The organism is Bradyrhizobium sp. (genome assembly GCF_035309285.1).
Taxonomy (GTDB): domain Bacteria; phylum Pseudomonadota; class Alphaproteobacteria; order Rhizobiales; family Xanthobacteraceae; genus Bradyrhizobium.
Genome location: NZ_DATGFH010000093.1, coordinates 120,480 through 141,292, shown reverse-complemented (window position 1 = coordinate 141,292; position 20,813 = coordinate 120,480). Strand labels below are relative to the sequence as shown.

Annotated in this window: 20 protein-coding genes; 10 read left to right on the top strand and 10 right to left on the bottom strand. The window is 63.7% G+C overall.

Annotated elements, in window-relative coordinates; translation table 11 throughout:
* Window positions 1-140: 140 nt before the first annotated feature.
* The 3 genes from VKR55_RS18480 to VKR55_RS18470 are packed head-to-tail and all read left to right on the top strand — an operon-like array spanning window position 141 to window position 2,959.
* Window positions 141-1,166 (top strand): ABC transporter ATP-binding protein, encoded by a 1,026-nt coding sequence (locus tag VKR55_RS18480; RefSeq protein WP_324405464.1) that lies wholly within the window; start codon window positions 141-143, stop codon window positions 1,164-1,166.
* A 16-nt stretch (window positions 1,167-1,182) separates the two neighbouring features.
* On the top strand, window positions 1,183-2,112 hold the full coding sequence (locus VKR55_RS18475; protein WP_324405463.1) for a carbohydrate ABC transporter permease: 930 nt from the start codon (window positions 1,183-1,185) through the stop codon (window positions 2,110-2,112).
* 1 nt (window position 2,113) lies between these two features.
* Window positions 2,114-2,959, top strand: a complete 846-nt coding sequence (locus VKR55_RS18470) for a carbohydrate ABC transporter permease (RefSeq protein ID WP_324405461.1) — start codon at window positions 2,114-2,116, stop codon at window positions 2,957-2,959.
* 46 nt (window positions 2,960-3,005) lie between these two features.
* Here the strand turns inward: VKR55_RS18470 and VKR55_RS18465 are convergent, their stop codons facing one another.
* The 3 genes from VKR55_RS18465 to VKR55_RS18455 form a co-directional block, all read right to left on the bottom strand.
* A complete protein-coding gene (locus VKR55_RS18465; RefSeq protein ID WP_324405459.1) occupies window positions 3,006-3,197 on the bottom strand; it encodes a hypothetical protein in 192 nt (63 codons plus the stop codon).
* A 1,075-nt stretch (window positions 3,198-4,272) separates the two neighbouring features.
* Window positions 4,273-7,146, bottom strand: coding sequence for an EAL domain-containing protein (locus VKR55_RS18460; RefSeq protein ID WP_324405458.1), 2,874 nt, complete (start codon window positions 7,144-7,146; stop codon window positions 4,273-4,275).
* A gap of 106 nt (window positions 7,147-7,252) precedes the next feature.
* Entirely contained in the window at window positions 7,253-8,254 is a 1,002-nt protein-coding gene (locus VKR55_RS18455; protein ID WP_324405457.1) for an NAD(P)H-quinone oxidoreductase, read from the bottom strand.
* Window positions 8,255-8,353: 99 nt separating this feature from the next.
* On the opposite strand from VKR55_RS18455, the gene VKR55_RS18450 reads away from it, so the two are divergent.
* The 3 genes from VKR55_RS18450 to VKR55_RS18440 all read left to right on the top strand — a co-directional run bounded on the left by VKR55_RS18450 (window position 8,354) and on the right by VKR55_RS18440 (window position 10,165).
* Window positions 8,354-8,545 (top strand): DUF1192 domain-containing protein, encoded by a 192-nt coding sequence (locus VKR55_RS18450; RefSeq protein ID WP_324405456.1) that lies wholly within the window; start codon window positions 8,354-8,356, stop codon window positions 8,543-8,545.
* Window positions 8,546-8,910: 365 nt separating this feature from the next.
* The gene (rcdA, locus tag VKR55_RS18445; protein WP_324405454.1) at window positions 8,911-9,423 is read left to right on the top strand and encodes a protease adaptor protein RcdA; all 513 of its coding nucleotides are present in this window, start codon (window positions 8,911-8,913) and stop codon (window positions 9,421-9,423) included.
* A gap of 94 nt (window positions 9,424-9,517) precedes the next feature.
* The gene (locus VKR55_RS18440) at window positions 9,518-10,165 is read left to right on the top strand and encodes an FMN-binding negative transcriptional regulator (protein ID WP_324405453.1); all 648 of its coding nucleotides are present in this window, start codon (window positions 9,518-9,520) and stop codon (window positions 10,163-10,165) included.
* Between the two features lie 60 nt (window positions 10,166-10,225).
* Here VKR55_RS18440 and rpmE read toward each other — a convergent pair whose 3' ends face one another.
* Window positions 10,226-10,453 carry a 50S ribosomal protein L31 gene (rpmE, locus tag VKR55_RS18435; protein WP_324405452.1) on the bottom strand — a complete coding sequence of 76 codons (228 nt, stop codon included), beginning with the start codon at window positions 10,451-10,453 and terminating at the stop codon, window positions 10,226-10,228.
* Between the two features lie 179 nt (window positions 10,454-10,632).
* Here rpmE and VKR55_RS18430 point away from each other — a divergent pair, with 179 nt between their 5' ends.
* Window positions 10,633-12,474 (top strand): ABC transporter ATP-binding protein/permease, encoded by a 1,842-nt coding sequence (locus VKR55_RS18430; protein ID WP_324405450.1) that lies wholly within the window; start codon window positions 10,633-10,635, stop codon window positions 12,472-12,474.
* Between the two features lie 77 nt (window positions 12,475-12,551).
* Here VKR55_RS18430 and VKR55_RS18425 read toward each other — a convergent pair whose 3' ends face one another.
* The 3 genes from VKR55_RS18425 to VKR55_RS18415 form a co-directional block, all read right to left on the bottom strand.
* Window positions 12,552-13,580: a peptidoglycan -binding protein gene (locus VKR55_RS18425; RefSeq protein ID WP_324405448.1), complete on the bottom strand. Its 1,029-nt coding sequence runs from the start codon at window positions 13,578-13,580 to the stop codon at window positions 12,552-12,554.
* A 32-nt stretch (window positions 13,581-13,612) separates the two neighbouring features.
* Window positions 13,613-13,984 (bottom strand): VOC family protein, encoded by a 372-nt coding sequence (locus tag VKR55_RS18420; protein ID WP_324405447.1) that lies wholly within the window; start codon window positions 13,982-13,984, stop codon window positions 13,613-13,615.
* 99 nt (window positions 13,985-14,083) lie between these two features.
* On the bottom strand, window positions 14,084-15,073 hold the full coding sequence (locus tag VKR55_RS18415; protein ID WP_324405446.1) for a flagellar motor protein MotA: 990 nt from the start codon (window positions 15,071-15,073) through the stop codon (window positions 14,084-14,086).
* A 191-nt stretch (window positions 15,074-15,264) separates the two neighbouring features.
* Here VKR55_RS18415 and VKR55_RS18410 point away from each other — a divergent pair, with 191 nt between their 5' ends.
* Together VKR55_RS18410 and VKR55_RS18405 are read left to right on the top strand one after the other, a co-directional pair.
* On the top strand, window positions 15,265-15,672 hold the full coding sequence (locus VKR55_RS18410) for a DUF1295 domain-containing protein (protein WP_324405445.1): 408 nt from the start codon (window positions 15,265-15,267) through the stop codon (window positions 15,670-15,672).
* Between the two features lies 1 nt (window position 15,673).
* Window positions 15,674-16,699, top strand: coding sequence for an SAM-dependent methyltransferase (locus VKR55_RS18405; protein WP_324405443.1), 1,026 nt, complete (start codon window positions 15,674-15,676; stop codon window positions 16,697-16,699).
* A 41-nt stretch (window positions 16,700-16,740) separates the two neighbouring features.
* Here the strand turns inward: VKR55_RS18405 and VKR55_RS18400 are convergent, their stop codons facing one another.
* Together VKR55_RS18400 and VKR55_RS18395 are read right to left on the bottom strand one after the other, a co-directional pair.
* Window positions 16,741-17,766, bottom strand: a complete 1,026-nt coding sequence (locus tag VKR55_RS18400) for a L,D-transpeptidase family protein (RefSeq protein ID WP_324405441.1) — start codon at window positions 17,764-17,766, stop codon at window positions 16,741-16,743.
* A 163-nt stretch (window positions 17,767-17,929) separates the two neighbouring features.
* On the bottom strand, window positions 17,930-19,006 hold the full coding sequence (locus tag VKR55_RS18395; protein WP_324405439.1) for a tartrate dehydrogenase: 1,077 nt from the start codon (window positions 19,004-19,006) through the stop codon (window positions 17,930-17,932).
* A gap of 128 nt (window positions 19,007-19,134) precedes the next feature.
* Between VKR55_RS18395 and VKR55_RS18390 the strand changes: the two genes are divergently transcribed.
* Window positions 19,135-20,049 (top strand): LysR family transcriptional regulator, encoded by a 915-nt coding sequence (locus VKR55_RS18390; RefSeq protein WP_324405438.1) that lies wholly within the window; start codon window positions 19,135-19,137, stop codon window positions 20,047-20,049.
* 16 nt (window positions 20,050-20,065) lie between these two features.
* Here VKR55_RS18390 and VKR55_RS18385 read toward each other — a convergent pair whose 3' ends face one another.
* A complete protein-coding gene (locus tag VKR55_RS18385) occupies window positions 20,066-20,665 on the bottom strand; it encodes an outer membrane protein (protein WP_324405437.1) in 600 nt (199 codons plus the stop codon).
* Window positions 20,666-20,813: the final 148 nt, after the last annotated feature.

Sequence of the window (20,813 nt, the reverse complement as noted above, 5' to 3'; positions counted from 1 at the left end):
CGCAAACAAGAAGAACAACAAGCGCGAGGCGCGCGGGGCGATTTTGTCCGATGCCCGTGCACGCCAGATGGGGGCGAGCGGCGTTTTGCCGCGAGCAGGCGACGGCATGCGCGGGATATGTTTGAAAGTTGGGAGGATCAATGGCTGGCGTACTTGCAAGGGACATCCGCAAAACATTTGGCGACACGCATGCCGTCGACGGCATCTCGCTCACGGTCGCGGATGGTGAGTTCATGGTGCTGCTGGGACCGTCGGGCTGCGGCAAGACGACGCTCCTGCGGATTATCTGCGGGCTCGAGCAACAGACCAGCGGCGACCTCATGATCGGCGGACAGCTCGTCAACGAGATGCCGCCGCGTGCGCGCGGCGTCGCCATGATGTTCCAGAGCTATGGCCTTTATCCACACTACACCGTCCGCAAGAACATCGCTTTCCCATTGCGCACGACGCGCGTGCCGAGTGACGTGATCGACAAGAAGGTCCAGTGGGCCTCGCAACTGCTCGGCATCGATCACCTGCTGGACCGGCGGCCGCGCCAGCTTTCGGGCGGCGAGCGCCAGCGCGTGGCGCTTGCGCGCGCGCTGGTTCGGGAGCCGACCGCGCTTCTCCTGGATGAGCCGCTCTCGAACCTCGATGCCAAGCTGCGCGCTTCGGCCCGCCAGGACATCAAGCAGTTCCAGCAACGCATCGGCGTGACCACGATCTACGTCACCCATGACCAGGTCGAGGCGATGGGCATGGGCGACCGCATCGCGGTCATCGACCATGGACGGATACGCCAGCTCGGCACGCCGGCCGAGATCTATGATGATCCGGCCGACATGTTCGTCGCGACCTTTGTCGGCGCGCCGCCGATGAACCTCATCACCAATAACAGCGGCTATCTCGGTTTCCGCCCCGAAAACTTCCTGCCGAAGGAAATGATCGACGACGGCGAGTTCACCGAATTCTCCTTCCGTGTCGACCGCTCCGAATACCTCGGCGCCGAGCGGATCGTGTACGGCACGATCGACGGCGTCGAGTCCAAGCAGCTCATCACCGCGAAACTGCCGCCGGCTCACGTGCCCGAGGAAAGCATCCGGCCCGGCGAGTGGCACCCCTATGCCGTGCGCAACCATGCGCTCCGCCGTTTCGACAAGGACGGCAAGCGCGTGAGCCGCCACTGATGCGAGGTTTACGTTGATGGTCTCGATTGCTGAACCCGTTGCCAAGCCGGTCTCGCGCCTTCACTTCTTCCTGGACCGGCGCGAGGTGCTTGGCGCCGTCTTCGTCGCGCCGGCGATCCTCTATGTCCTCTTGCTGGTCGGCGTGCCGTTCCTGCTCGCGCTCTACTATTCGGTCAGCGCCTACACCATCTACGACCCGTCATGGCGTTTTGTGGGGCTGACGAATTTTGCGCAGATTCTGCAAAATCCGGTTTTCCTTGGGACGCTCGGCAACACCTTCCTGTTCACCTTCGGATCGCAGTTCCTCGGCCTCGTCCTCGGCAAGTTCGGCGCCTTCCTGCTGCTGCGGCCATTCCCGGGGCGCAGGATCGTCCGCGCGCTGATCATCCTGCCCTGGGTGGTGCCGATCGCGCTGGCGACGGTGGCCTGGCAGTGGATGTTCGATTCGCTCTATAGCGTCATCAACTGGTCGCTGATTGCGCTCGGCATCATCACCCGCGCCGAGGCGCCGAACTGGCTCGGCACGCCGCACCTTGCGATGCTCTGCGTGATCGTGGTCAACGCCTGGCGTTTCTTTCCGTTCGCGATCGTCATCTTCCTTGCCGGCATCACCTCCGTGCCGCAGGACATCATCGATGCGGCCACCGTCGACGGCGCCGGCTTCTGGCGCCGCAACTACCAGATCATCCTGCCGATGATCCTCCCGATCATGACGATCGGCTTGATCTTCGGCATCGTGTTCACCTTTACCGATCTTTCCATCGTCCTTCTCCTGACCAATGGCGGACCGGTGGGCGCGACCTCGGTTCTCGGCTACGAAGGCTTCCAGGTCGGCATCGTCTCCGGCGACGTGTCGCACGGCGCGGCCATCTCGCTGTTCATGTTGCCGGTGCTGTTCCTGCTGGTGATCGGCATGCTGCGGTTCATCCGCCGAAGGGAGATCTGACATGAGGGTCTCCGCCGCCAAAGCCGCCCGCGAAGTCGCGTTCTTCGGCGCGATCGGGCTCTTCGTGCTCATGACGACGTTCCCGTTCTACTGGATGCTGATTACCTCGCTGAAGAGCAACAGCGACCTCTACAACGTCACCAACATCCCGTTCTGGTTCAACCAGGCGCCGACGCTGGAGCACTTCCGCTACCTGTTCTCGCAGACGCTGTTCACCACCTGGCTTTTGAACTCGCTGATCATCGGCCTTTGCGTCGTCGCGATCACCCTCGTTACCGCGTTGCCGGCCGGCTACAGCCTCGCGCGCATGACCGGGCGCACCGGTGAGACGCTGGGCATCGGCATCTTCCTGACCTATCTGGTGCCCCCGACGCTGCTGTTCCTGCCGCTGTCGCGCATCATCAGCGATCTCGGCCTGCAGAATTCGATGTGGTCGCTGGTGCTGGTCTACCCGACCTTTACCATCCCCTTCTGCTCGTGGCTGATGATGGGGTTCTTCAAGGCGATCCCGCGGGAGATCGAGGAGGCGGCGATCGTCGATGGCTGCAGCCTGTTCGGGGCCTTCATCAAGATGGCGGTCCCGCTCTCGCTGCCGGCCATCCTCACGGTCGTGATCTTCACCTTCACGCTGACCTTGCAGGAGTTCGTCTATGCCCTGACCTTCGTGTCGGCGTCGGACCAGAAGCCGATCACGCTCGGGGTCACCACCGATCTCGTGCGCGGCGACATCTTCTTCTGGGGCGAGATCATGGCCGGCGCGCTGCTCGCCAGTATCCCCGTGGCGATCGCCTACAACCTGTTCCTCGACCGCTTCATCTCCGGCATCACCGGGGGGGCGGTGAAATAGGCCGACCGAAGCGGCGCAGGCGAGCCTGCGCGCTGCAGGGACGGGCTTACACTTCGAGGGACGGCGCCGGCGTGGTGGTTTCCACGCTGTACACCAGGCGAAGGTGACTGATGGTGCAGAGCACGCCGTGCTCGGCTTCCCCGGCAAGGCGATCAAGCAGATTGGCCCGGGCTTGATCCTTCTCGGTCAGCGCCAGCGCGCGATAGCGTGCAGCGCGTATGTGGTTTCTCGCTATCATCGTCCTTCTCCGGCATATCAAGCCAGTTGACCCTGGCAGACGAACCTCCCTCTTGTCGATCGGATCGTGCGAGGCCTCTGGTCTTCAAAGTCTCTGTCGGCGCCAACGGAGCCAACGTTCGGTCCGGCGAGCTGTTTCACACGCAGTGCGGCGTACCACCGTGACCTCTGTCACGCAAAGCCGACACATTGTGCCAGCGATTGGGTAAAAAAAGCCTTTCAGAACAGTCATTTCTCCCAAATGATTTGCCCGACGGCTGATTTTCAGAAATGACTGTCAACCTCCGTAAAGAAAAATATTTCGCTTTATCGGAATACGGAATCATGCGTATGTTGCACCCATCCTGATTCCACCAGAGGGGCGACCGCGCATCGCCACGGACGTCGGTTTCGGGATGCGATGGACGCGACGGCGCGGCTTGGCGAGCTGCGGTTGGCGCGGACGAGCGAAATCGCGTGGTCCTGGCCCCCCGACGCTGGGGTCAAGCTTTGCGAATTGATCTTCGCGAAGTGACGGTGGCTAACAAGCCCGGTACACCGAGGAGATCGCGTATAAGCCGTAAACCATCGCGCAGGGAATGCCGGTTGATTTGGCTGCCCTGTTGTTGCTTGCGTGCGTAAGTGCACTTTCCTTGCACGCAAGGCTCACGGGTGCGGCCTGCATCCGGCATTCCCTGCGCCCTCTGACTCTTCGAGGGCGTTGATTTTCAAAACTCGGGCAAATCCTGCCGCGGGAACGATGATGTGCGACCTTGGCGACGTCATTGCGAGGAGCCAACGGGTCCGCGCGAACGCGCGGCCCGATGACAGGCTCCGCGATGACGTGTCCGCCGCAGCACAAAGAGCGAAGGCGGAAGCGATCCAGATCGTCGCCGGGGCGTCATTGTGGATTGCTTCGCGGAGCCTGTCATCGGGCCGCGCTTCGCGCGGACCCGTTGGCTCGCAATGACGAAGTCGAGATGCTCCTGCGAATCGTAGGGTGGGCAAAGCGTAGCGTGCCCACCATTGAGCGTGAGAATGTTGAAAGCTGGTGGGCACGGCGCAAGCACGCCTTTGCCCACCCTACAGCGCCGGACCTAGCTCGCCGCTTCCAGCCGCTCTTCGGTCAGAAGCCGCATCGCGGCATCCGCGTCCATCGGCTCGCCGAAGGCAAAGCCCTGCGCGTATTCGCATCCCAATTGGTAGAGCTCGACCGCATCCGAATCCGTCTCCGCGCCCTCGGCGACGACATCCATGCCGAGATCATGTGCGAGCGCGATGATGGATTTCAGGATCACCGGCCGCGTGCCGCGGCTCGTGGTGCGGACGAAGGATTGGTCGATCTTCAAGGTGTCGAAGGGGAAGCGCTGCAGGTAGGACAGCGAGGAATGACCGGTGCCGAAATCGTCGATCGAGAGCCCGACGCCGAGCTCGCGGATGCGGGTCAGCATCTGCGCGGCGTGCTCGGGGTTGTCCATCACCAGCGATTCCGTCAGCTCGAGCTTGAGCGTGCCGCGCGCCACCGACGAGCGCGACAGCACGGTGCGGATGTCGTGAAGGAGGTCGTGGCGCAGCAACTGTCGCGAGGAGACGTTGACGGACGCAAAGATCGGCTCGCGCGCGCGCATCGCGCGCTGCCATACCGCAAGCTGCCGCGCGGTCTGGTCCATCACGAAAGTGCCGAGATCGACGATCAGGCCGATCTCTTCGGCGATGTTGATGAACTCCGACGGCGACATGCGCCCGAGCTTGGGATGATCCCAGCGCGCCAGCGCCTCGAAGCCGGCGATCGAGCGGTCTTCCAGCCGCACGATTGGCTGGTACAGGATCGCGATCTCCTCGCGCCCGATGGCGCGGCGCAGCTCGCTCTCGAGCGTCAGGCGGTCGGTCTTGCGCGCGCGCATCGCGGGCTTGAAGACGTCGATGCGGTCGCCGCCGATGCGCTTGGAGTGGTACATCGCAAGCTCCGCGTCCTTGATGATCTCGTCGGAGAGCTGGGTCTGCGGATCGGACAACGCAAGACCGATCGAGGCGGTCAAGAAGATCTCGCGGTCGTTGAAGGCGATCGGGGCTCGGATGGTCTTGCGGATGGTCTCGGCGAAATTGGTGATGCGCGCGGGATCCTGCTCGGACAACAGAATCAGGCCGAACTGATCGCCGGCCAGCCGCGCCAGCGTGTCCTGGGGCTTGAGGATGCGCGTCAGCCGCCGCGCCAGCGTGAGCAGGATGGAATCGCCCACCGCAATGCCGACCGAATCGTTGACCTGCTTGAAGCGGTCGAGGTCGATCACCATCAACGTCGGCCGCAGGCTCGGCATGGTCTTGGCGAAATTCGCCACTGCGCCGAGCCGGTCCATGAACAGCTTCCGGTTCGGCAATCCCGTGAGATTGTCGTGCACCGAATCGTGGAGCATGCGCTCCTCGGAGTTCTTGATGTCGGTAACGTCGGTCAGCGTTCCGATCACGCGCGCAACCTCGCCGTCGGAGCCGACCACGGGCCGCGCCTTCAGCGCGAACCACATGAAGTGGCCGTCGGGGGTGCGCAGGCGGAAATCCTGCACCAGACGGCCGCGGCGCTGGTCCAGCACGCTGTCGAGCGCGGCGCGAAAGCGGTCCTGGTCGAGCGGGTGCAGCACTTCCAGCCACTTCGCGGCGGGGCCTTCCAGCGCGCCGCGCTTCAAGCCCAGCAGGCTTTCGGTTTCGGGGCTGGTGAACACCTTGTCGGCGGAGACGTCCCAGTCCCAGATCAGATCGCCGGAACCTGCGAGCGCCAGCGCGCGCCGCTCGACGTCGGAGACGATGCCGGTCGAGGCGCCGCCGGCGAAGGCGTGCTGCATCACCGTGAAGCCGATCAGCATCACGATCAGCACCAGGCCGCCGAGCAGGGCGGGGCCGACGATGTCGTTGGTGACGTAACCGCCGACCGTCATGCCGGCCGCGATCACCCACACCACGAGCAGGAACCAGGTCGGAATCAACAGCACCGCGCGGTCGAAGCCGTGTGTGGAGAGATAGACGATCAGCGCAAAGCCAGCGAAGGCGATCAGCACCAGCGACATCCGCGCGATGCCGGAGGCGACCGCGGGGTCGAACATTGCGAGCGCAACCAGCGAGCCCAGGAAGAACAGCCAGCCCGCCGTGATGTGGGAATAGCGCACATGCCAGCGGGAGAGATTGAGATAGGCGAACAGGAAGACGAGCAGGGTTGCAGCGAGGATCGCCTCGCCGGAGGCGCGCCAGACACGCTCGGCGTTGTTCGACATGTCGAGCACCTTGGCCCAGAAGCCGAAGTCGACGCCGATATAGACCAGCACCGCCCAGGCGAGCGCCGCGGCCGCGGGAAACATGATGCTGCCCTTCACCACGAACAAAATTGTGAGCACGAGGGCAAGAAGTCCGGAGATGCCGATCACGATGCCCTGGTACAGCGTGAAGGAGTTGACCTTGTCCTTGTAGGCATCGGGCTCCCACAGATAGAGCTGCGGCAGCTTGTCGGTGCGCAGTTCCGCGACATAGGTGACGACGGAGCCGGGATCGAGCGTGACGCGGAACACGTCGGCCGTCGGACTCTCGACGCGATCGGGGCGGTCGCCGGTCGAGGGTGTAATCGTGGCGATACGGGAGAGCCCGAGGTCGGGCCACAGCAGGCCCGAGTTCACGATGCGGTAATGCGGCGCGACGATCAGGCGATCGAGCTGGTCGTCGGTGTTGTTGGCGAGCGCGAACACGACCCAGTTCTGCCCGCCTTCGCGGGCGCGGACTTCAATGCGCCGGACGATGCCGTCGGTCCCAGGCGCGGTCGAAACCTGGATGCGGTCGGTATCGCTGTGCTGATGTTCCAGCACGTCGGTGAGGTCGATGGCAGGCGCGTCGCCGCGGACGCTGACGGCGTCAAGCGCGTATGCCGACGAAGCGGCGACAAGAATCACGAGGCCCAGCGCAAGCTGCGCGAGGCACCTGATCAGACGCAATGTCAGTTCTCCGCATGCGACCGCAACCGCGTTCGGTCGTTAAGCGATCATTGCCACGAATGTGAGGGAAATCAAAGGGTTTCCAGCTACCCTTTGGTCGCGAGCGTTAAAGCGATAACACAATTTTGCCAATATGTTCGGAGGTCTCCATCCGCCTGTGAGCGTCCGACGCTTTTTCCAGCGGAAACGAGCTGTCCATCAAAGGTCTTATGCGTCCCTCGCGCAGGAGAGGCATCACCTTGGCCTCGATGGCGGCCACCATCGCCGCCTTGTCCGCATTAGTACGGGGGCGGAGGGTCGAACCGGTATGGGTAAGGCGCTTGACCATCAGCTTGGTGAAATTGGCGGTCGCTTTCGGCGAACCCGACAGGAACGCGATCTGGACGATTCGGCCGTCGACGGCGGCCGCGTCATAATTGCGGTCGGTATAGTCGCCGCCGACCATGTCGAGGATGACATTGGCGCCGACGCCGCCGGTCGCCTTTTTCGTCGCCTCGACGAAGTCCTCGCTCCTGTAGTTGATGGCGTGATCCGCGCCGAGCTTCACGCAGGCGTCGGCCTTGTCCCTGGAGCCGACGGTGACAATGACCTTGGCGCCGAACCCCTTCGCCATCTGGATCGCCATCGTGCCGATGCCCGACGAGCCGCCATGGACAAGCAGCGTTTCGCCCGCCTTCAGCGCGCCGCGCTCGAACACATTGTGCCAGACCGTCATCAACGTTTCCGGCAGCGCGCCGGCTTCCTGAATGGTAAGCGAGGGTGGTACCGCCATCGCCTGCGCATCCTGCGCGATGCAATATTGGGCGTAGCCGCCGCCTGCGACCAGCGACATCACCTTGTCGCCGAGCTTGTGCTTCTTCGCATTCCGGCCTGCGGCCACGACGACGCCGGCAACCTCAAGCCCGGGCAGGTCGCTCGCGCCGGGCGGGGGCGGGTAGTGGCCCTGGCGCTGGGCCACGTCGGGACGGTTGACGCCGGCCGCCATCACCTTGATCAGGATCTCGTCGGGACCGGGCACAGGCACCGCGCGCGTTTCCGGCTGCAAGACGTCCGGACCGCCGGGCTTGTTGAAGCCGATGACGGTCATTTGCGAAGGGACCTGTTCCATGATTTGTCCTTGCGGCAGGCTCATACGAGGCGGCATCTGATTACTCAGCCGGAACAGGGCTGGCAACTGGGCCGGAGGCCGACAAACAGGAGGGTACGCATGCCCATGGAAGACGACGACCGGCCAAAGAAAAAAATCTCGCACGAGATCGGGCAGGATCTGTCGCTGCTCTCGGTCGAGGAGTTGACCGAGCGCATCGCGCTATTGAAATCCGAAATTGCGCGGCTTGAAGAGGCGGCCACGAGGAAGCGGGCGTCGAAGGACGCCGCAAATACGTTCTTCAAATCGTAAGGCTCAAATCGTAATGCACCATGCTGTGCGCGCAAAAAAAGAGCCGCCGGAGACCGGCGGCTTTGAAAGTTGATAACAGGGAGGCGTCAAACAGAGTGGACAGGAGCCACTCGGTGTCCAAACGAGGACGCTGATAGTCATAAACCCGAAAGCTTAATCGATCGTAAGCAAACCATTCTTTTTAGGGCTCGTTATCCATGTCGGTCATTGGCCGAGCTACCCTGCTTTATGTAATTCGCCACATCGGCCGGAAACCATATTGAGGGAAGTCGCTGGACTCTTCGACCGGCCCGAGCAATGATTTGTTCATCATAAGCCGGCGCGCGAAGCCGGGCGGCGTAACCGTTGCGTAAGAGGCGTTAACCATGACGGACCGTTTGCATAACGATGGCGCGTTGGTCCAGTTCAGCGAGCGGCTCACCAATTCGCAGGCGTTTGGCAGTCTGTTTCGTGAAGGCATGGATCTGGTCGAGGAGACCGCGGCCTATCTCGACGGCGTCGGCCGCGCCGAGGCCAAGGCGCTCGATCGCGCCGTCAGCCTGACCTACGCCACCGAGAGCATGCGGCTGACCACTCGCTTGATGCAGCTCGCCTCCTGGCTCTTGCTGCATCGCGCGGTCAAGGAAGGCGAGATGACGCTGACCCAGGCCAACCGCGAGAAGACCAAGGTGAAGCTCTCGGCCGCCGATCCCGGCCCTGCCGATATGATCGAGAAGCTGCCGACGCAGTTGCAGGATCTGATCGCGCGCTCGATGAGCCTGCAGTCGCGCGTCCGCCGTCTCGACACCAACATTCACGCGACGCCTACGGAGCGTACCTCGATCGGCAATCCGCTGGTGCCGCAGCTCAACCGCCTCAAGGCGGCCTTCGAGCAGTAGTAGTTCGCGCCGCAGCGTCGTCGCGCGCGGGTCGCGATCCTTCAAATGCGTGCTCACATGCACTAGATTCGTGCCTGTAGTGAAAGGGCACGACATGTACATTCCGCCTCTTTTCAAGCTGTCCGAGCTCAGCGCGATCCACGCCGCGATCCGCGCTGCGCGCCTGGCGAGCCTTGTGACCGCAACGGCCGAGGGACTGATCGCGACCCCGCTGCCGATGATCCTAAATGAGAGCGAGGGCGAATACGGCACGCTCTACGGTCACGTCGCAAAAGCCAATCCGCAGTGGAAGATGCCCCCAACGGGCGAGGCGATGGCGATCTTCATGGGTCCCGATGCCTATGTGACGCCGTCCTGGTACGTGACCAAAGAGGAAAACGGCAAGGTCGTGCCGACCTGGAACTACGTCGCCGTGCACGCCTATGGGCCGGTGGAGTTCTTCGAGGATGCGGACCGGCTGCTCGCGATCGTGACCCGGCTGACCAATCTGCATGAAGGCAAGCGCGATGAGGCCTGGAAGGTCTCCGACGCGCCGCCGGACTTCATCGCGGCGCAGTTGCGCGCCATCGTGGGCTTGCGGATGCCGATCACGCGGCTCGATGCCAAGCGCAAGATGAGCCAGAACCGGCGCGCGGATGATCGCGCCGGTGTCGTGGCGGGCCTTTCCGCCAGTGCGGACCCGATCGACCGCCAGGTCGCAGCCATGGTTGCAGAGGAAATGGGAGGCGTGCCCGCGAAATAAAAACGCCCCCGCGGGACGCAGGGGCGTTTGTTGTCCGGCCGCAAGCCGACCGGCGAAAAATCACTCCTTCTTGAGGAAGCCCGAAAACTTCTTCTGGAAGCGCGAGACGCGGCCGCCGCGGTCCATGATCTGCTGGGTGCCGCCGGTCCAGGCGGGGTGCGATTTCGGGTCGATGTCGAGGTGCAGCTTGTCGCCTTCCTTGCCCCAGGTCGAGCGCGTCTGGTACTCGGTGCCGTCGGTCATCACGACCGTAATATTATGATAATTCGGGTGAATTTCGGCTTTCATGGCATATCCTTGGAGCCGGCGGCGCCGGTCTGATGTAACGCTGCAATGACGGATTTGGGCGGCTCTATAGCCGATCCCACCCCCCAAAACAACCCATCGAGCCTTCGTATCTTGCCGGATTTGCCAGCCCCCTCCGCGGCGCCTATTTGGGGGTGGACTTATGTGGATGGGCCCATCGGATGAGCGCAGTTGAACGGCTTGAGGAGGAGGATGGCAGGGCGACGCCGCCTGCCGGCCCGGTCGCCACGACCGAGGCGCCGCCGCCGCCCTCGCAGGGCCGTCCCAGGTTGCGCCCGCTGCTTGCGCTCTCGCCCTATGTCGCACGCTATCGCGGACGCGCCATTCTCGCTTTGATCGCGCTGACGATTGCCGCGCTGACCACGCTGATCGTGCCGGTCGCGGTGCGGCGGATGATCGACTTCGGCCTTACGCCGAAGGGCATTGCGATGATCAACAGCTATTTCAGCGTGATGATCGCCGTCGTCGCAGTGCTCGCGCTTGCGAGCGCCTCGCGGTACTACCTCGTGATGACCATCGGCGAACGCATCGTCGCGGATCTGCGCCGCGATGTATTCGCGCATCTGATCTCGCTGTCGCCGGCCTTCTACGATGCCGCGCGATCGGGCGAATTGATCTCGCGGCTCACCGCCGACACCACGCAGATCAAGTCCGCGGTCGGTGCCTCCGTCTCGATTGCGCTGCGCAATCTCATGCTGTTCCTGGGCGCGGCGGCGATGATGGTGGTAACGAGCCCGCGGCTGTCCGGCTTCGTGCTGCTCGCCATTCCGTTGGTCGTGATCCCGCTCGTCGCCTTCGGGCGCTGGGTGCGACGGCTGTCGCGCAATGCGCAGGACACGCTTGCGGATGCCAGCGCCTACGCTTCCGAGCTGGTCGGCGCGATTCGAACCGTGCAGGCCTATACCGGCGAGCAGCTTGCGAATGCGCGCTTCGGCAGCGAAGTGGAGCAGGCCTATGAAGCGGCGCGCACCTCGACCCAGGCACGCGCGGTCCTCACCGCGATCATCATCTTCATCGTCTTTACGAGCGTGGTCGCGATCCTCTGGATCGGTTCGCATGACGTCCTGACGGGCGCGATCACGCCGGGGCGGCTCGGCCAATTCGTGCTCTATGCCGTGTTCGCCGCCGCCGGCCTCGGCCAGCTCAGCGAAGTCTGGGGCGAGGTTTCGGCGGCGTCGGGTGCGGCCGAACGGCTGCTCGAGATCCTGCACGTCAAGCCCGAGATCGCGGCGCCGCCGTCACCGCGTGCGCTGCCGCAGCCTCCGCGCGGCGATGTCGCGTTTGAGGAGGTCAGCTTCGCCTATCCGACGCGACCCGAGGTCCCTGCGATCCATCGCGTGTCGTTCGCGGTCAAGGTCGGCGAGAAGGTTGCGATTGTCGGCCCCTCGGGCGCGGGAAAAAGCACGCTGTTTCATCTGCTGCTGCGGTTTTACGACCCAACGTCAGGCACAATATCCTTTGACGGCGTGGCGGTGCGCCAGGCCGATCCGCAGGCGGTGCGCAGCCACATCGCGCTGGTGCCGCAGGACTCCGTGGTGTTCGCTACAAGCGCGCGGGAGAACATCCGGTTCGGCCGGCCGGATGCGACCGATGCGGAGGTCGAGCGTGCCGCTGATCTTGCGCATGCAAGCGAGTTTATCCGCCGCCTGCCGGAGGGGTTTGCCACCCAGCTCGGCGAGCGCGGCGTGACGTTGTCGGGAGGCCAGCGCCAGCGCATTGCGATCGCCCGCGCGATCCTGCGCGATGCGCCGCTCCTGCTGCTGGATGAAGCGACCTCATCGCTGGATGCGGAATCCGAGACGTTGGTGCAAACCGCGCTGGAGGAATTGATGCGCCACCGCACCACGCTCGTGATCGCGCATCGGCTCGCGACCGTTCTGTCATGCGATCGGATTCTCGTGCTGGATCAGGGCCGCATCGTCGAGCAGGGCACGCATGCCTCGCTGGTTGCCCAAAACGGACTCTATGCCCGATTGGCGCGGTTGCAGTTCGAGGGCGCGTAGGAGCTTAGAGTTTTGTCATTGCGAGCCAACGGGTCCGCGCGAACGCGCGGCCCCGTTGGCTCCTCGCAATGACGGGGCTACCGCTCCGTCAGCTTCAGCTCGATGCGGCGGTTGCGCTTGTAGGCGTCCTCGGTGTTGCCGGGGTCGAGTGGCTGATATTCGGCGAATCCGGCTGCGACCAGCCGCTGCGCCGGCACACCTTTCGAGATGAGATATTGCACCACCGAGATCGCGCGCGCCGAGGACAATTCCCAGTTCGACTTGAAGATCGGGCTGTTGATCGGCCGTACGTCGGTGTGGCCGTCGACCCTGAGCACCCAGGGGATCTCCTTCGGGATCTGCTTGTCGAGGTCCAACAGGGCGCTGGCGACGGTGTCGAGTTCGGAGATGCCTTCGGGCAGTAGCGTTGCCTGCCCGGTATCGAAAAACACTTCCGACTGGAACACGAAGCGGTCGCCGACGATGCGGATGTCGGGCCGGTTACCGAGGATGGCGCGCAGGCGGCCGAAGAATTCCGAGCGGTAGCGCGACAATTCCTGCACGCGCTGCGCCAGCGCGATGTTCAAGCGCTGGCCAAGATCGGCGATCCGGCTCTGCGATTCCTTGTCGCGCTTCTCGGAAGCATCGAGCGCCTCTTCCAGCGCGGCCAATTGCCGGCGCAGCGCGCTGATCTGCTGGTTCAGCACCTCGATCTGCGACAACGCGCGGGCCGAGACGCCCTTCTCCGATTCCAGCGCCTTGCTGAGCTCGGCGTTGCGGCCGGCGGCGTCATTGCCGGCGTTGGCAAGACCCTCATACAAGCCCTTGACGCGGTCGCGCTCGGATTCGGCGGAAGCGAGCCCGGCCTTGAGCTGCGCGACCTCGTCATCGAGATTGAGCTTGCCGAGCTTTTCCAGCGACAAGAGATCGTTGAGCTGGGCGATCTTGGCTTTCAACTCGTCCAGTGCCTTGTCCTTGCCGGTGACTTGCTGCGACAGGAAGAACTGCACGACCAGGAAGATCGAAAGCAGGAACACGACCGACAGCACCAACGTCGACAGCGCGTCGACAAAGCCGGGCCAGTAGTTGAAGCCGGATTCCGAGCGGCGGGCACGGGCAAGGGCCATTCAGGTCTCGCTACGTTTCGGCAGGAACCGGATCATCCCTGCGGGGTGTGGCAGACGGCCTCGATATTGTGGTCGTCGGGATCGAGGACGAAGGCACCGTAGTAATTTGGGTGGTAGTTCGGCCGGATTCCAGGTTTTCCGTTGTCCTTACCACCGGCCGCGATCGCCGCTTCATGAAATCGTTCGACGGTCGCCCAATCCGGCGCCGCGAAAGCGATGTGAGCACCGGTTTGGGGAGTTTCCCGCACCCCGATCCAGAAGAAGGCCTTGGGTGCGACGCCGTAGCCCGCGTACCGCTGGCCCTCTGCATATAACCGCGCGATCCCCAGCGGGGCCAGGGCCCGGTCGTAGAATTTCGTCGACTGCTCGACATCGCGAACGCCGATGGTCACATGATCGAGCATATCGCCTCCCAGGCTAAAGCGCGATGATCATCGCGCTTTAGCTCTTTGTTCGCGCATGATCTTTTCGGAAAACCGCTGCCCACTTTTCCGGATCATGCGCTAGCTCTTTTCCGGCTGTTTCGCGAGCCGCTCCAGGAGGCGCTTGATCTCGCGGTTCTGCTCGCCCTGGCCATCGGCCCATTCCCGGATCATCTGTTGCTCGGTGCGCATATGCGCGACCAGCCCCTGGATCGCCTCGGCGAGGTTCGCCATCGCTGCCGTTGTGCCCCGGCTGCTGCCGACCTCCTCAACCGCCGTCCGCAGCCGGTCGAGCGCGACCGAAACCTCGCCCGTCGGGCCGTCGTCGCCGTAATGGCGCACGGTGGTGGCAAGCCAATCCTCGAGATCGGTGTAGAAGCGGTGTTGCGCCTGGCTCGATTGCAGATCGAGGAAGCCCAGGATCAGCGAGCCGGCGAGGCCGAACAGCGAGGACGAAAACGAGATGCCCATGCCGCCGAGTGGGGCGGCGAGGCCCTCTTTCAGGGTGTCGAACAGCGCCCCGGCATCGCCGCCGACTTTGAGCCCATTGATGATGGTGCCGACCGAACCCACGGTCTCGATCAAACCCCAGAAGGTGCCGAGCAGGCCGAGGAAGACGAGGAGGCCCGTCATGTAGCGGGAAATATCGCGCGCCTCGTCGAGGCGGGTTGCGATGGAATCCAGTAGATGCCGCATGGTCTGCTGCGAAATCAAAATCCGCCCGGTGCGCTCGCCGCCGAGGATCGCGGCCATCGGCGCGAGCAAGGTCGGGTGGCGGTCGATTGCCAGTCCCGGATCGGCGATGCGGAAATTATTGACCCAAGAGACCTCGGGATAGAGCCGGATCACCTGCCGGAATGCCAGGATAATGCCGACGGCGAGCACCACGCCGATCAACGCGTTGAGGCCCGGATTGGCGAAGAAGGCGAGGGCGATCTGCTTATAGAGCACCACGGCCACGAGGCTGCAGGCCACCAGAAACACCAGCATCCGCACCAGGAAGATGCGGGGCGTGGACAGCTTGGTCAGTTCGATCTCCATCGCGGAGCGGGAAGCGGGGCCGGCGGGCATTCTTTCATCCGTAGCAGGGAGCCGATCTTGAGCCTCACTATGGCACAGCGGCGGCGGGAAAAAAGCGTGTGTCCAGCCAAAATGCGGCGTTGCCACGGAACCGAAGTCAGAAACTGGGTGTTGGCTCGCCACGTCGTTCAGAGGAGGCCCAAGCCTTAAATCCCAGCCTGCCGGCAAGACCGGAAGTCCCCATGACCCTCCCGTATCTTGAAGCCCTTGCGGCGATTGCAGTATCGCTCGCGATCCTGATGGCCGTTGGTTGGGCGGTGCTGCAGAAAACCGGTCATCCCGGCTGGGTGGATACCGTCTGGACCCTTGCGGTCGGCCTGGTCGGTGCCGGCGGCGTGCTCCGGCCGGCCGGGGGCGTTTCGCCCGGTGCGCGGCTGGTCGCAGCGTTACCCTCCGGTCGCCTTGGCTTGGTCCGCTATCACGATCCGCGCCATGCGGCATTCGCCAAGAGGTGGGGCTGCCATTCGGCTCGGCGGATGTTCGTCATGGCGAACCAGGCCTTCGGCTCGAATCCGCCGGCGAGAACCGTGAAGCGTATCAATTGCGGACCAGCAAGGTCCTTCCACTCCCCCCACACAAGGACGTGGTGACATGAGCTTCATCTCCACCATCATCGGAACTGCCGAACGGGTGCCGCTGCCGGATGTCGTCATCCGCGCCACAATCCATCATCGTTGCTCGCGCACCGCCGCCCGACTTGCTGGCGGCAGCCGCGAGCGCGACGCCGCGTTCGCCCGCGACATGGCGTGCCGCGCCATCGCCGAGCGCTCTGAGGCCGCCAATACCCAGCATTACGCGGTGCCGGCGGAATTCTTTGCGCGTGTGCTCGGCCCAAACCGGAAATACTCCGCCTGCTATTATAAAAGCGGGGCATCGACCTTGCAGGAGGCCGAGGAGGAGGCGCTGCGCCAGACCGTGGAGCATGCCGATCTCGGCGACGGGCAATCGATCCTCGAGCTCGGCTGCGGGTGGGGCTCGCTGTCGCTGTTCATGGCGCGGCAATTTCCGCGTGCGAGCATCGTCGCGGTGTCCAATTCCAGTTCGCAGCGTGACTATATCGAAAGCGAGGCAGGCAAACGCGGGCTGACGAATCTCCGCGTCATGGCCGCCGATATGAACGAGTTCGATCCGGGCGAGAGCTTCGACCGCATCGTCTCGGTCGAGATGTTCGAGCACATGCTGAACTGGCGGCAGCTCCTGACGCGCCTGCGATCATGGCTGAAGGTCGACGGCCGCTTCCTGATGCACATCTCCACCCATCGCGCCGGCACGTACCTGCTCGATCGCGCCGACCGCGAGGACTGGATCGCGCAGCACTTCTTCATCGGCGGCATCATGCCGAGCCATCATTTGATCCGGCAATATGCCGACCTGTTTGCGATCGAGAAGGAATGGCGCTGGAGTGGCACGCACTATCAGCGCACTGCGCTCGACTGGCTCGCCAATTTCGATTCACGCGCGGACGAGATCGAAGCCGTGCTGCACTCAGTCTATGGCCACGATACGTCTCTGTGGATGCGGCGCTGGCGCCGGTTCTTCCTCGCGACCGCCGGCTTGTTCGGCTATGCCGATGGTGACGAATGGGGCGTCAGTCACTATCGGATGAAAGCGGTTTGAGGCGCCGGCTTGCGGCCTTGGCCGGATCCACAACGAAGGCCCTAAGAGCGCGGATCATCGACGAAATCCACCGGCGTGCCCTTGGAGACGCGGCTTGCAACCTGCTCTGCGTCCCAATTGGTGAGCCGCACGCATCCGTGCGATGCGGCCTTGGATACTTTGCCTGGGTTAGGCGTGCCATGGATGCCGTAACCCTGTGCCGAGAGATTGATCCACACCGTGCCCACCGGATTGTTCGGACCAGGCTTGATCTCGAAGGGCTTCCTCGCGTGCACGCCCTTAAAGTGATACGCGGGATTGTATCGATAGGTCGGGTTGTGGTTGATCGCGGTTACCTTGAAGGCGCCGGTCGGAGAGGGCTTCTCCTCGCTGCCGACGGTCGCGGGATAAAAGCCGATCAGTGCGTTTGAACGATCGAACAGCTTGACCACCTGCCCGTTCTTGTCGACTTCCACGCGGGCTGCCTTCGCTGCCGGGCCGGTGTCGCCGGTATCCACCACCACGATCGACGCGCCGGCGCGATCGAAATGCTGACCGGGGTTGAGCGAAGCGAGCAGCGCCTCGCTCATGTGGAATTTTTCGGCCAGGCCCTCCCGCGGGCTGGTGTAGCTCAATTTCGGAATGTGCTTCATGTCCTCCATCCTGCTTGGCAGGTGATGCAGGAACGGGCCGGCAACGTCCTTTTCGGTAATGGTGTAGTTCGCAAGCGCCGCCCGGTCGTCGGTCTTCAGCTTTTGCCAGACGTCATCGCTCGGCTTGTCGGAAGGCGGCGATTGCTGCGCTTCGGCATAGCCGCGCAGCGCCTTCTTCGCGTTCTCCCCGAATTTTCCGTCGATCTCGCCCGGCGAGAAATGGGCGCGAGCGAGCAGTACCTGAAGGCGGACGCCGAACGGCGTGGGCTTCTCCGATGAAAATGCCTTTGGCGAAAATTCGGCGGAGTTGATCGCATCCGGCGTCAGGCTCGCTGCCTGCAGAGGTGTTGCTGCCAGCGCGATGATCAGGGCGAGACACAGGCGGGAGGCGGAGCATGCGCAGTGCTCGAAACGCGCGGTTCGCTGGAGCGCCATAAGCTTAACCTCCCTCCGAGCCTTAACGGAAATCGAGGCTGCGTGTTCCTCGTCATTCCGGGGCGCGCGGAGCGCGAGCCCGGAATCCATCCGGCCGCAGAGCAAGTGGGAGAACGGATTCCGGGCCCGCGCCAAGAGGCGCGTCCCGGAATGACGGAGAGAGTTACTCGTTCGCGCCTTCAATCGCCGCGATCAGGCCTGCCGTGACCTCTTTTGTCGTCGCCTTGCCGCCAAGATCGGGCGTGTGCAGGCGCGGGTTCGCGGTCACGTGTTCGATCGCCTTCATCAGGCGGCTGGCGGCCGCTCCCTCGCCGAGATGATCCAGCATCATCACGGCGGACCAGAAGGTGCCGACCGGATTGGCGATGCCCTTGCCCATGATGTCGAACGCGGAGCCGTGGATCGGCTCGAACATCGACGGAAACGTCCGCTCCGGGTTGAGGTTCGCCGTCGGCGCGATGCCCAGCGAGCCGGCGAGCGCAGCGGCCAGGTCGGACAGGATGTCGGCGTGGAGGTTGGTTGCCACGATCGTGTCGAGCGACTGCGGCCTTGTCACCATGCGCATGGTCATGGCGTCGACCAGCATCTTGTCCCAGGTGACGTCGCGGAATTCGCCCGACACTTCGCGCGCGATCTCGTCCCACATCACCATGGCGTGGCGCTGCGCATTCGACTTGGTGACGACCGTCAGGAATTTGCGCGGCCGCGACCGCGCCAGGGCAAACGCAAAGCGCATGATGCGCTCGACGCCGGCGCGGGTGAACATCGAGACGTCGGTTGCGGCTTCCAGCGGCGAACCCTGGTGAACGCGGCCACCGACCCCGGCATACTCGCCTTCCGAGTTCTCGCGCACGATCACCCAGTCCAATTCCTTGTCCGTCACGCTGCGCAAGGGCGAGGTGATGCCGGGCAGCACGCGCGTTGGCCGCACATTGGCGTACTGATCGAACGGCTGGCAGATCGCGAGCCGCAACCCCCACAGCGTGATGTGGTCGGGGATATCGGGATGACCGGCGGAGCCGAACAGGATGGCATCGTGCTTCCGGATCAAGTCGCGGCCGTTCTCCGGCATCATGCGGCCGTGCTTCTTGTAGTGCTCGCCGCCCCAGTCGAAATGGTCGAATTCGAACCTGAACCGGCCCTCGCGGGAGGCGATCGCGTTCAAGGCCTCGACCCCCGCGCTGATGACCTCGGTGCCGATGCCGTCACCGGGAATGGCGGCGATCTTGTAGGACTTCATGGCGGGACTCCGTGCGGGCGTTTGGTGGGCGATAGCGGCGACTAAAAGCGCGCGCGGGCGCGATCTTCAAGCCGCATTGAATTATACAAATTATTGCAATAATGTCGCGATCATCCCCCGGAGCCGGAATGGACCTGCACCAGCTTCGCTGCTTTCTCGCCGTTGCGGAAGAGCTGCATTTCGGCCGCGCGGCGCAGCGGCTCAACATGCTGCCATCGGCGCTCGGCCGTCATATCCGCCTGCTCGAGGAGGAATTTGGCACGCAGCTCCTGTTGCGCACCACCAGGAACGTCGCGCTGTCCCAGGATGGCACCGCCATCCTCGCCGATGCCGGGAGCCTCGTCGCGAAAGCCGATGAACTCAAGCGCCGGATTCGCGAGCGTGGCCGCAAGCGCGCGCATGCCCTGAGGCTGGGCGCGATCGACACCGCCGCGGCCGGGCTGGTTCCGATGCTGCTGCATGATTTCAGGAGCCGGCGGCCCGACGCCGCGGTGCAGCTCCTGGAGGACAAGACGATCCGGCTGTTGCCGCGCCTCCTGTCCGGCCGGCTCGACCTCGCGTTCGTCCGGCCGCCCGGGCATCGCGACCGGCGGCTCGAATTCCGGATGCTGTTCCACGAGACCGCGGTGGTCGCCGTGCCGACCTCGCACAGGCTTGCGAGCCGCAGGCGGCTAGCCATCAAGACGCTCGCGGAGGAGCCGCTGATCGTGCCCGATCGCCGCTCGCGGCCGCACAGTCATGACCTCACGATGAAACTGTTCGCGGAAGCCGGCCTGCGCCCGGTCATCGCGCAGGTGGCAGAAGAGAAGCAGATGATCGTCAATCTGGTTTCGGCCCATATCGGGCTTGCGATCGTGCCGCGCTGGGCGTCACGGCTTGCCGTCACCGGCGTCCGCTACATTCCGCTCGATGTCCGCGCCGCCGGCCGGCTCGACATGCTGCCGCTTGCTGCGGCCTGGCTACGCGGCCCGCAGGACCCGCTTCGCAGCGAGATCATGGCGACGCTGAAGGCGAATTTGCAGCGGTATGCTGCGCAGGCATAAGGAACGCAGGGCGAATTCAGTGGCGGATGCCAACCGGCGAAGCGCCGGGTAGCATGAGCGAATTGATGTCGCTGGGCTGCTCGGTGTAGCTGGCCCCGAACTGCAGGCTGAGATTCGAGGTCGGGCGGATCTCGACGCCGGCATGCGCGCTGTAGCCGTTCAGCGCGCCGGAATTGGAGTCGAAGGGGGCAAATGGATTGCCGATGCCGGAATTGTATTTCAACGTGTCGACGCCGCCAAAAAGGGTGACGGGCGAATTCTGGAAGTTGTAGCCGAACTGCGTGCCTTCGACGTGAATCGAGCCGAAATTGTCGAACGCTGCATCCTGGCTGATGCCGCTCAGGCCCAGGCTGGCGCGTTCGCTGCCGACAAACCAGCCATTCCCGAAATTGTACCGCGCATAGGAAAAGCCGCCGCTGTCGGCCGCGCGGCCATCAAAGCTCGGAAAGTTGCCATAGGTGACTGGGCCCTGGCTGGCGGAGAAACTGCCAAGGCCGAAGGGCGAGTCCGGAATCCAATAGGATAAAGGGGCAGCCTGGGCGTGGGCCGTTCGCACGCCGAGGCAAAGCGCCGCCAATACGAGTGCGAAACCGAGCCTGCCTGACAAGATGAACATCCGAGCTACCGACAAATGTTTTGAAACTATACGCGCCTGATCTCGGGAACGCCAGCGTGGCAATGTTTCCCATCGTCTCAAGCGCAGATGCGATGATTTCTCCTGCAGGTTCCACCATCGTCGGCGCCCGTAGGAGCCCGACGCCCCG

Bases quoted from the DNA above. Each gene is read 5' to 3' on its own strand.
- VKR55_RS18420 (WP_324405447.1), bottom strand. From the start codon at position 13,984: ATGCTCGATCATGTGACCATCGGCGTTCGCGATGTCGAGCAGTCGACG.
- VKR55_RS18470 (WP_324405461.1), top strand. From the start codon at position 2,114: ATGAGGGTCTCCGCCGCCAAAGCCGCCCGCGAAGTCGCGTTCTTCGGC.
- VKR55_RS18415 (WP_324405446.1), bottom strand. From the start codon at position 15,073: ATGCCCGCCGGCCCCGCTTCCCGCTCCGCGATGGAGATCGAACTGACC.
- VKR55_RS18425 (WP_324405448.1), bottom strand. From the start codon at position 13,580: ATGGCCCTTGCCCGTGCCCGCCGCTCGGAATCCGGCTTCAACTACTGG.
- VKR55_RS18390 (WP_324405438.1), top strand. From the start codon at position 19,135: ATGGACCTGCACCAGCTTCGCTGCTTTCTCGCCGTTGCGGAAGAGCTG.
- VKR55_RS18400 (WP_324405441.1), bottom strand. From the start codon at position 17,766: ATGGCGCTCCAGCGAACCGCGCGTTTCGAGCACTGCGCATGCTCCGCC.
- VKR55_RS18450 (WP_324405456.1), top strand. From the start codon at position 8,354: ATGCCCATGGAAGACGACGACCGGCCAAAGAAAAAAATCTCGCACGAG.
- rpmE (WP_324405452.1), bottom strand. From the start codon at position 10,453: ATGAAAGCCGAAATTCACCCGAATTATCATAATATTACGGTCGTGATG.
- VKR55_RS18385 (WP_324405437.1), bottom strand. From the start codon at position 20,665: ATGTTCATCTTGTCAGGCAGGCTCGGTTTCGCACTCGTATTGGCGGCG.
- VKR55_RS18480 (WP_324405464.1), top strand. From the start codon at position 141: ATGGCTGGCGTACTTGCAAGGGACATCCGCAAAACATTTGGCGACACG.
- VKR55_RS18395 (WP_324405439.1), bottom strand. From the start codon at position 19,006: ATGAAGTCCTACAAGATCGCCGCCATTCCCGGTGACGGCATCGGCACC.
- VKR55_RS18465 (WP_324405459.1), bottom strand. From the start codon at position 3,197: ATGATAGCGAGAAACCACATACGCGCTGCACGCTATCGCGCGCTGGCG.
- VKR55_RS18475 (WP_324405463.1), top strand. From the start codon at position 1,183: ATGGTCTCGATTGCTGAACCCGTTGCCAAGCCGGTCTCGCGCCTTCAC.
- VKR55_RS18455 (WP_324405457.1), bottom strand. From the start codon at position 8,254: ATGGAACAGGTCCCTTCGCAAATGACCGTCATCGGCTTCAACAAGCCC.
- VKR55_RS18410 (WP_324405445.1), top strand. From the start codon at position 15,265: ATGACCCTCCCGTATCTTGAAGCCCTTGCGGCGATTGCAGTATCGCTC.
- VKR55_RS18430 (WP_324405450.1), top strand. From the start codon at position 10,633: ATGAGCGCAGTTGAACGGCTTGAGGAGGAGGATGGCAGGGCGACGCCG.
- VKR55_RS18405 (WP_324405443.1), top strand. From the start codon at position 15,674: ATGAGCTTCATCTCCACCATCATCGGAACTGCCGAACGGGTGCCGCTG.
- VKR55_RS18440 (WP_324405453.1), top strand. From the start codon at position 9,518: ATGTACATTCCGCCTCTTTTCAAGCTGTCCGAGCTCAGCGCGATCCAC.
- rcdA (WP_324405454.1), top strand. From the start codon at position 8,911: ATGACGGACCGTTTGCATAACGATGGCGCGTTGGTCCAGTTCAGCGAG.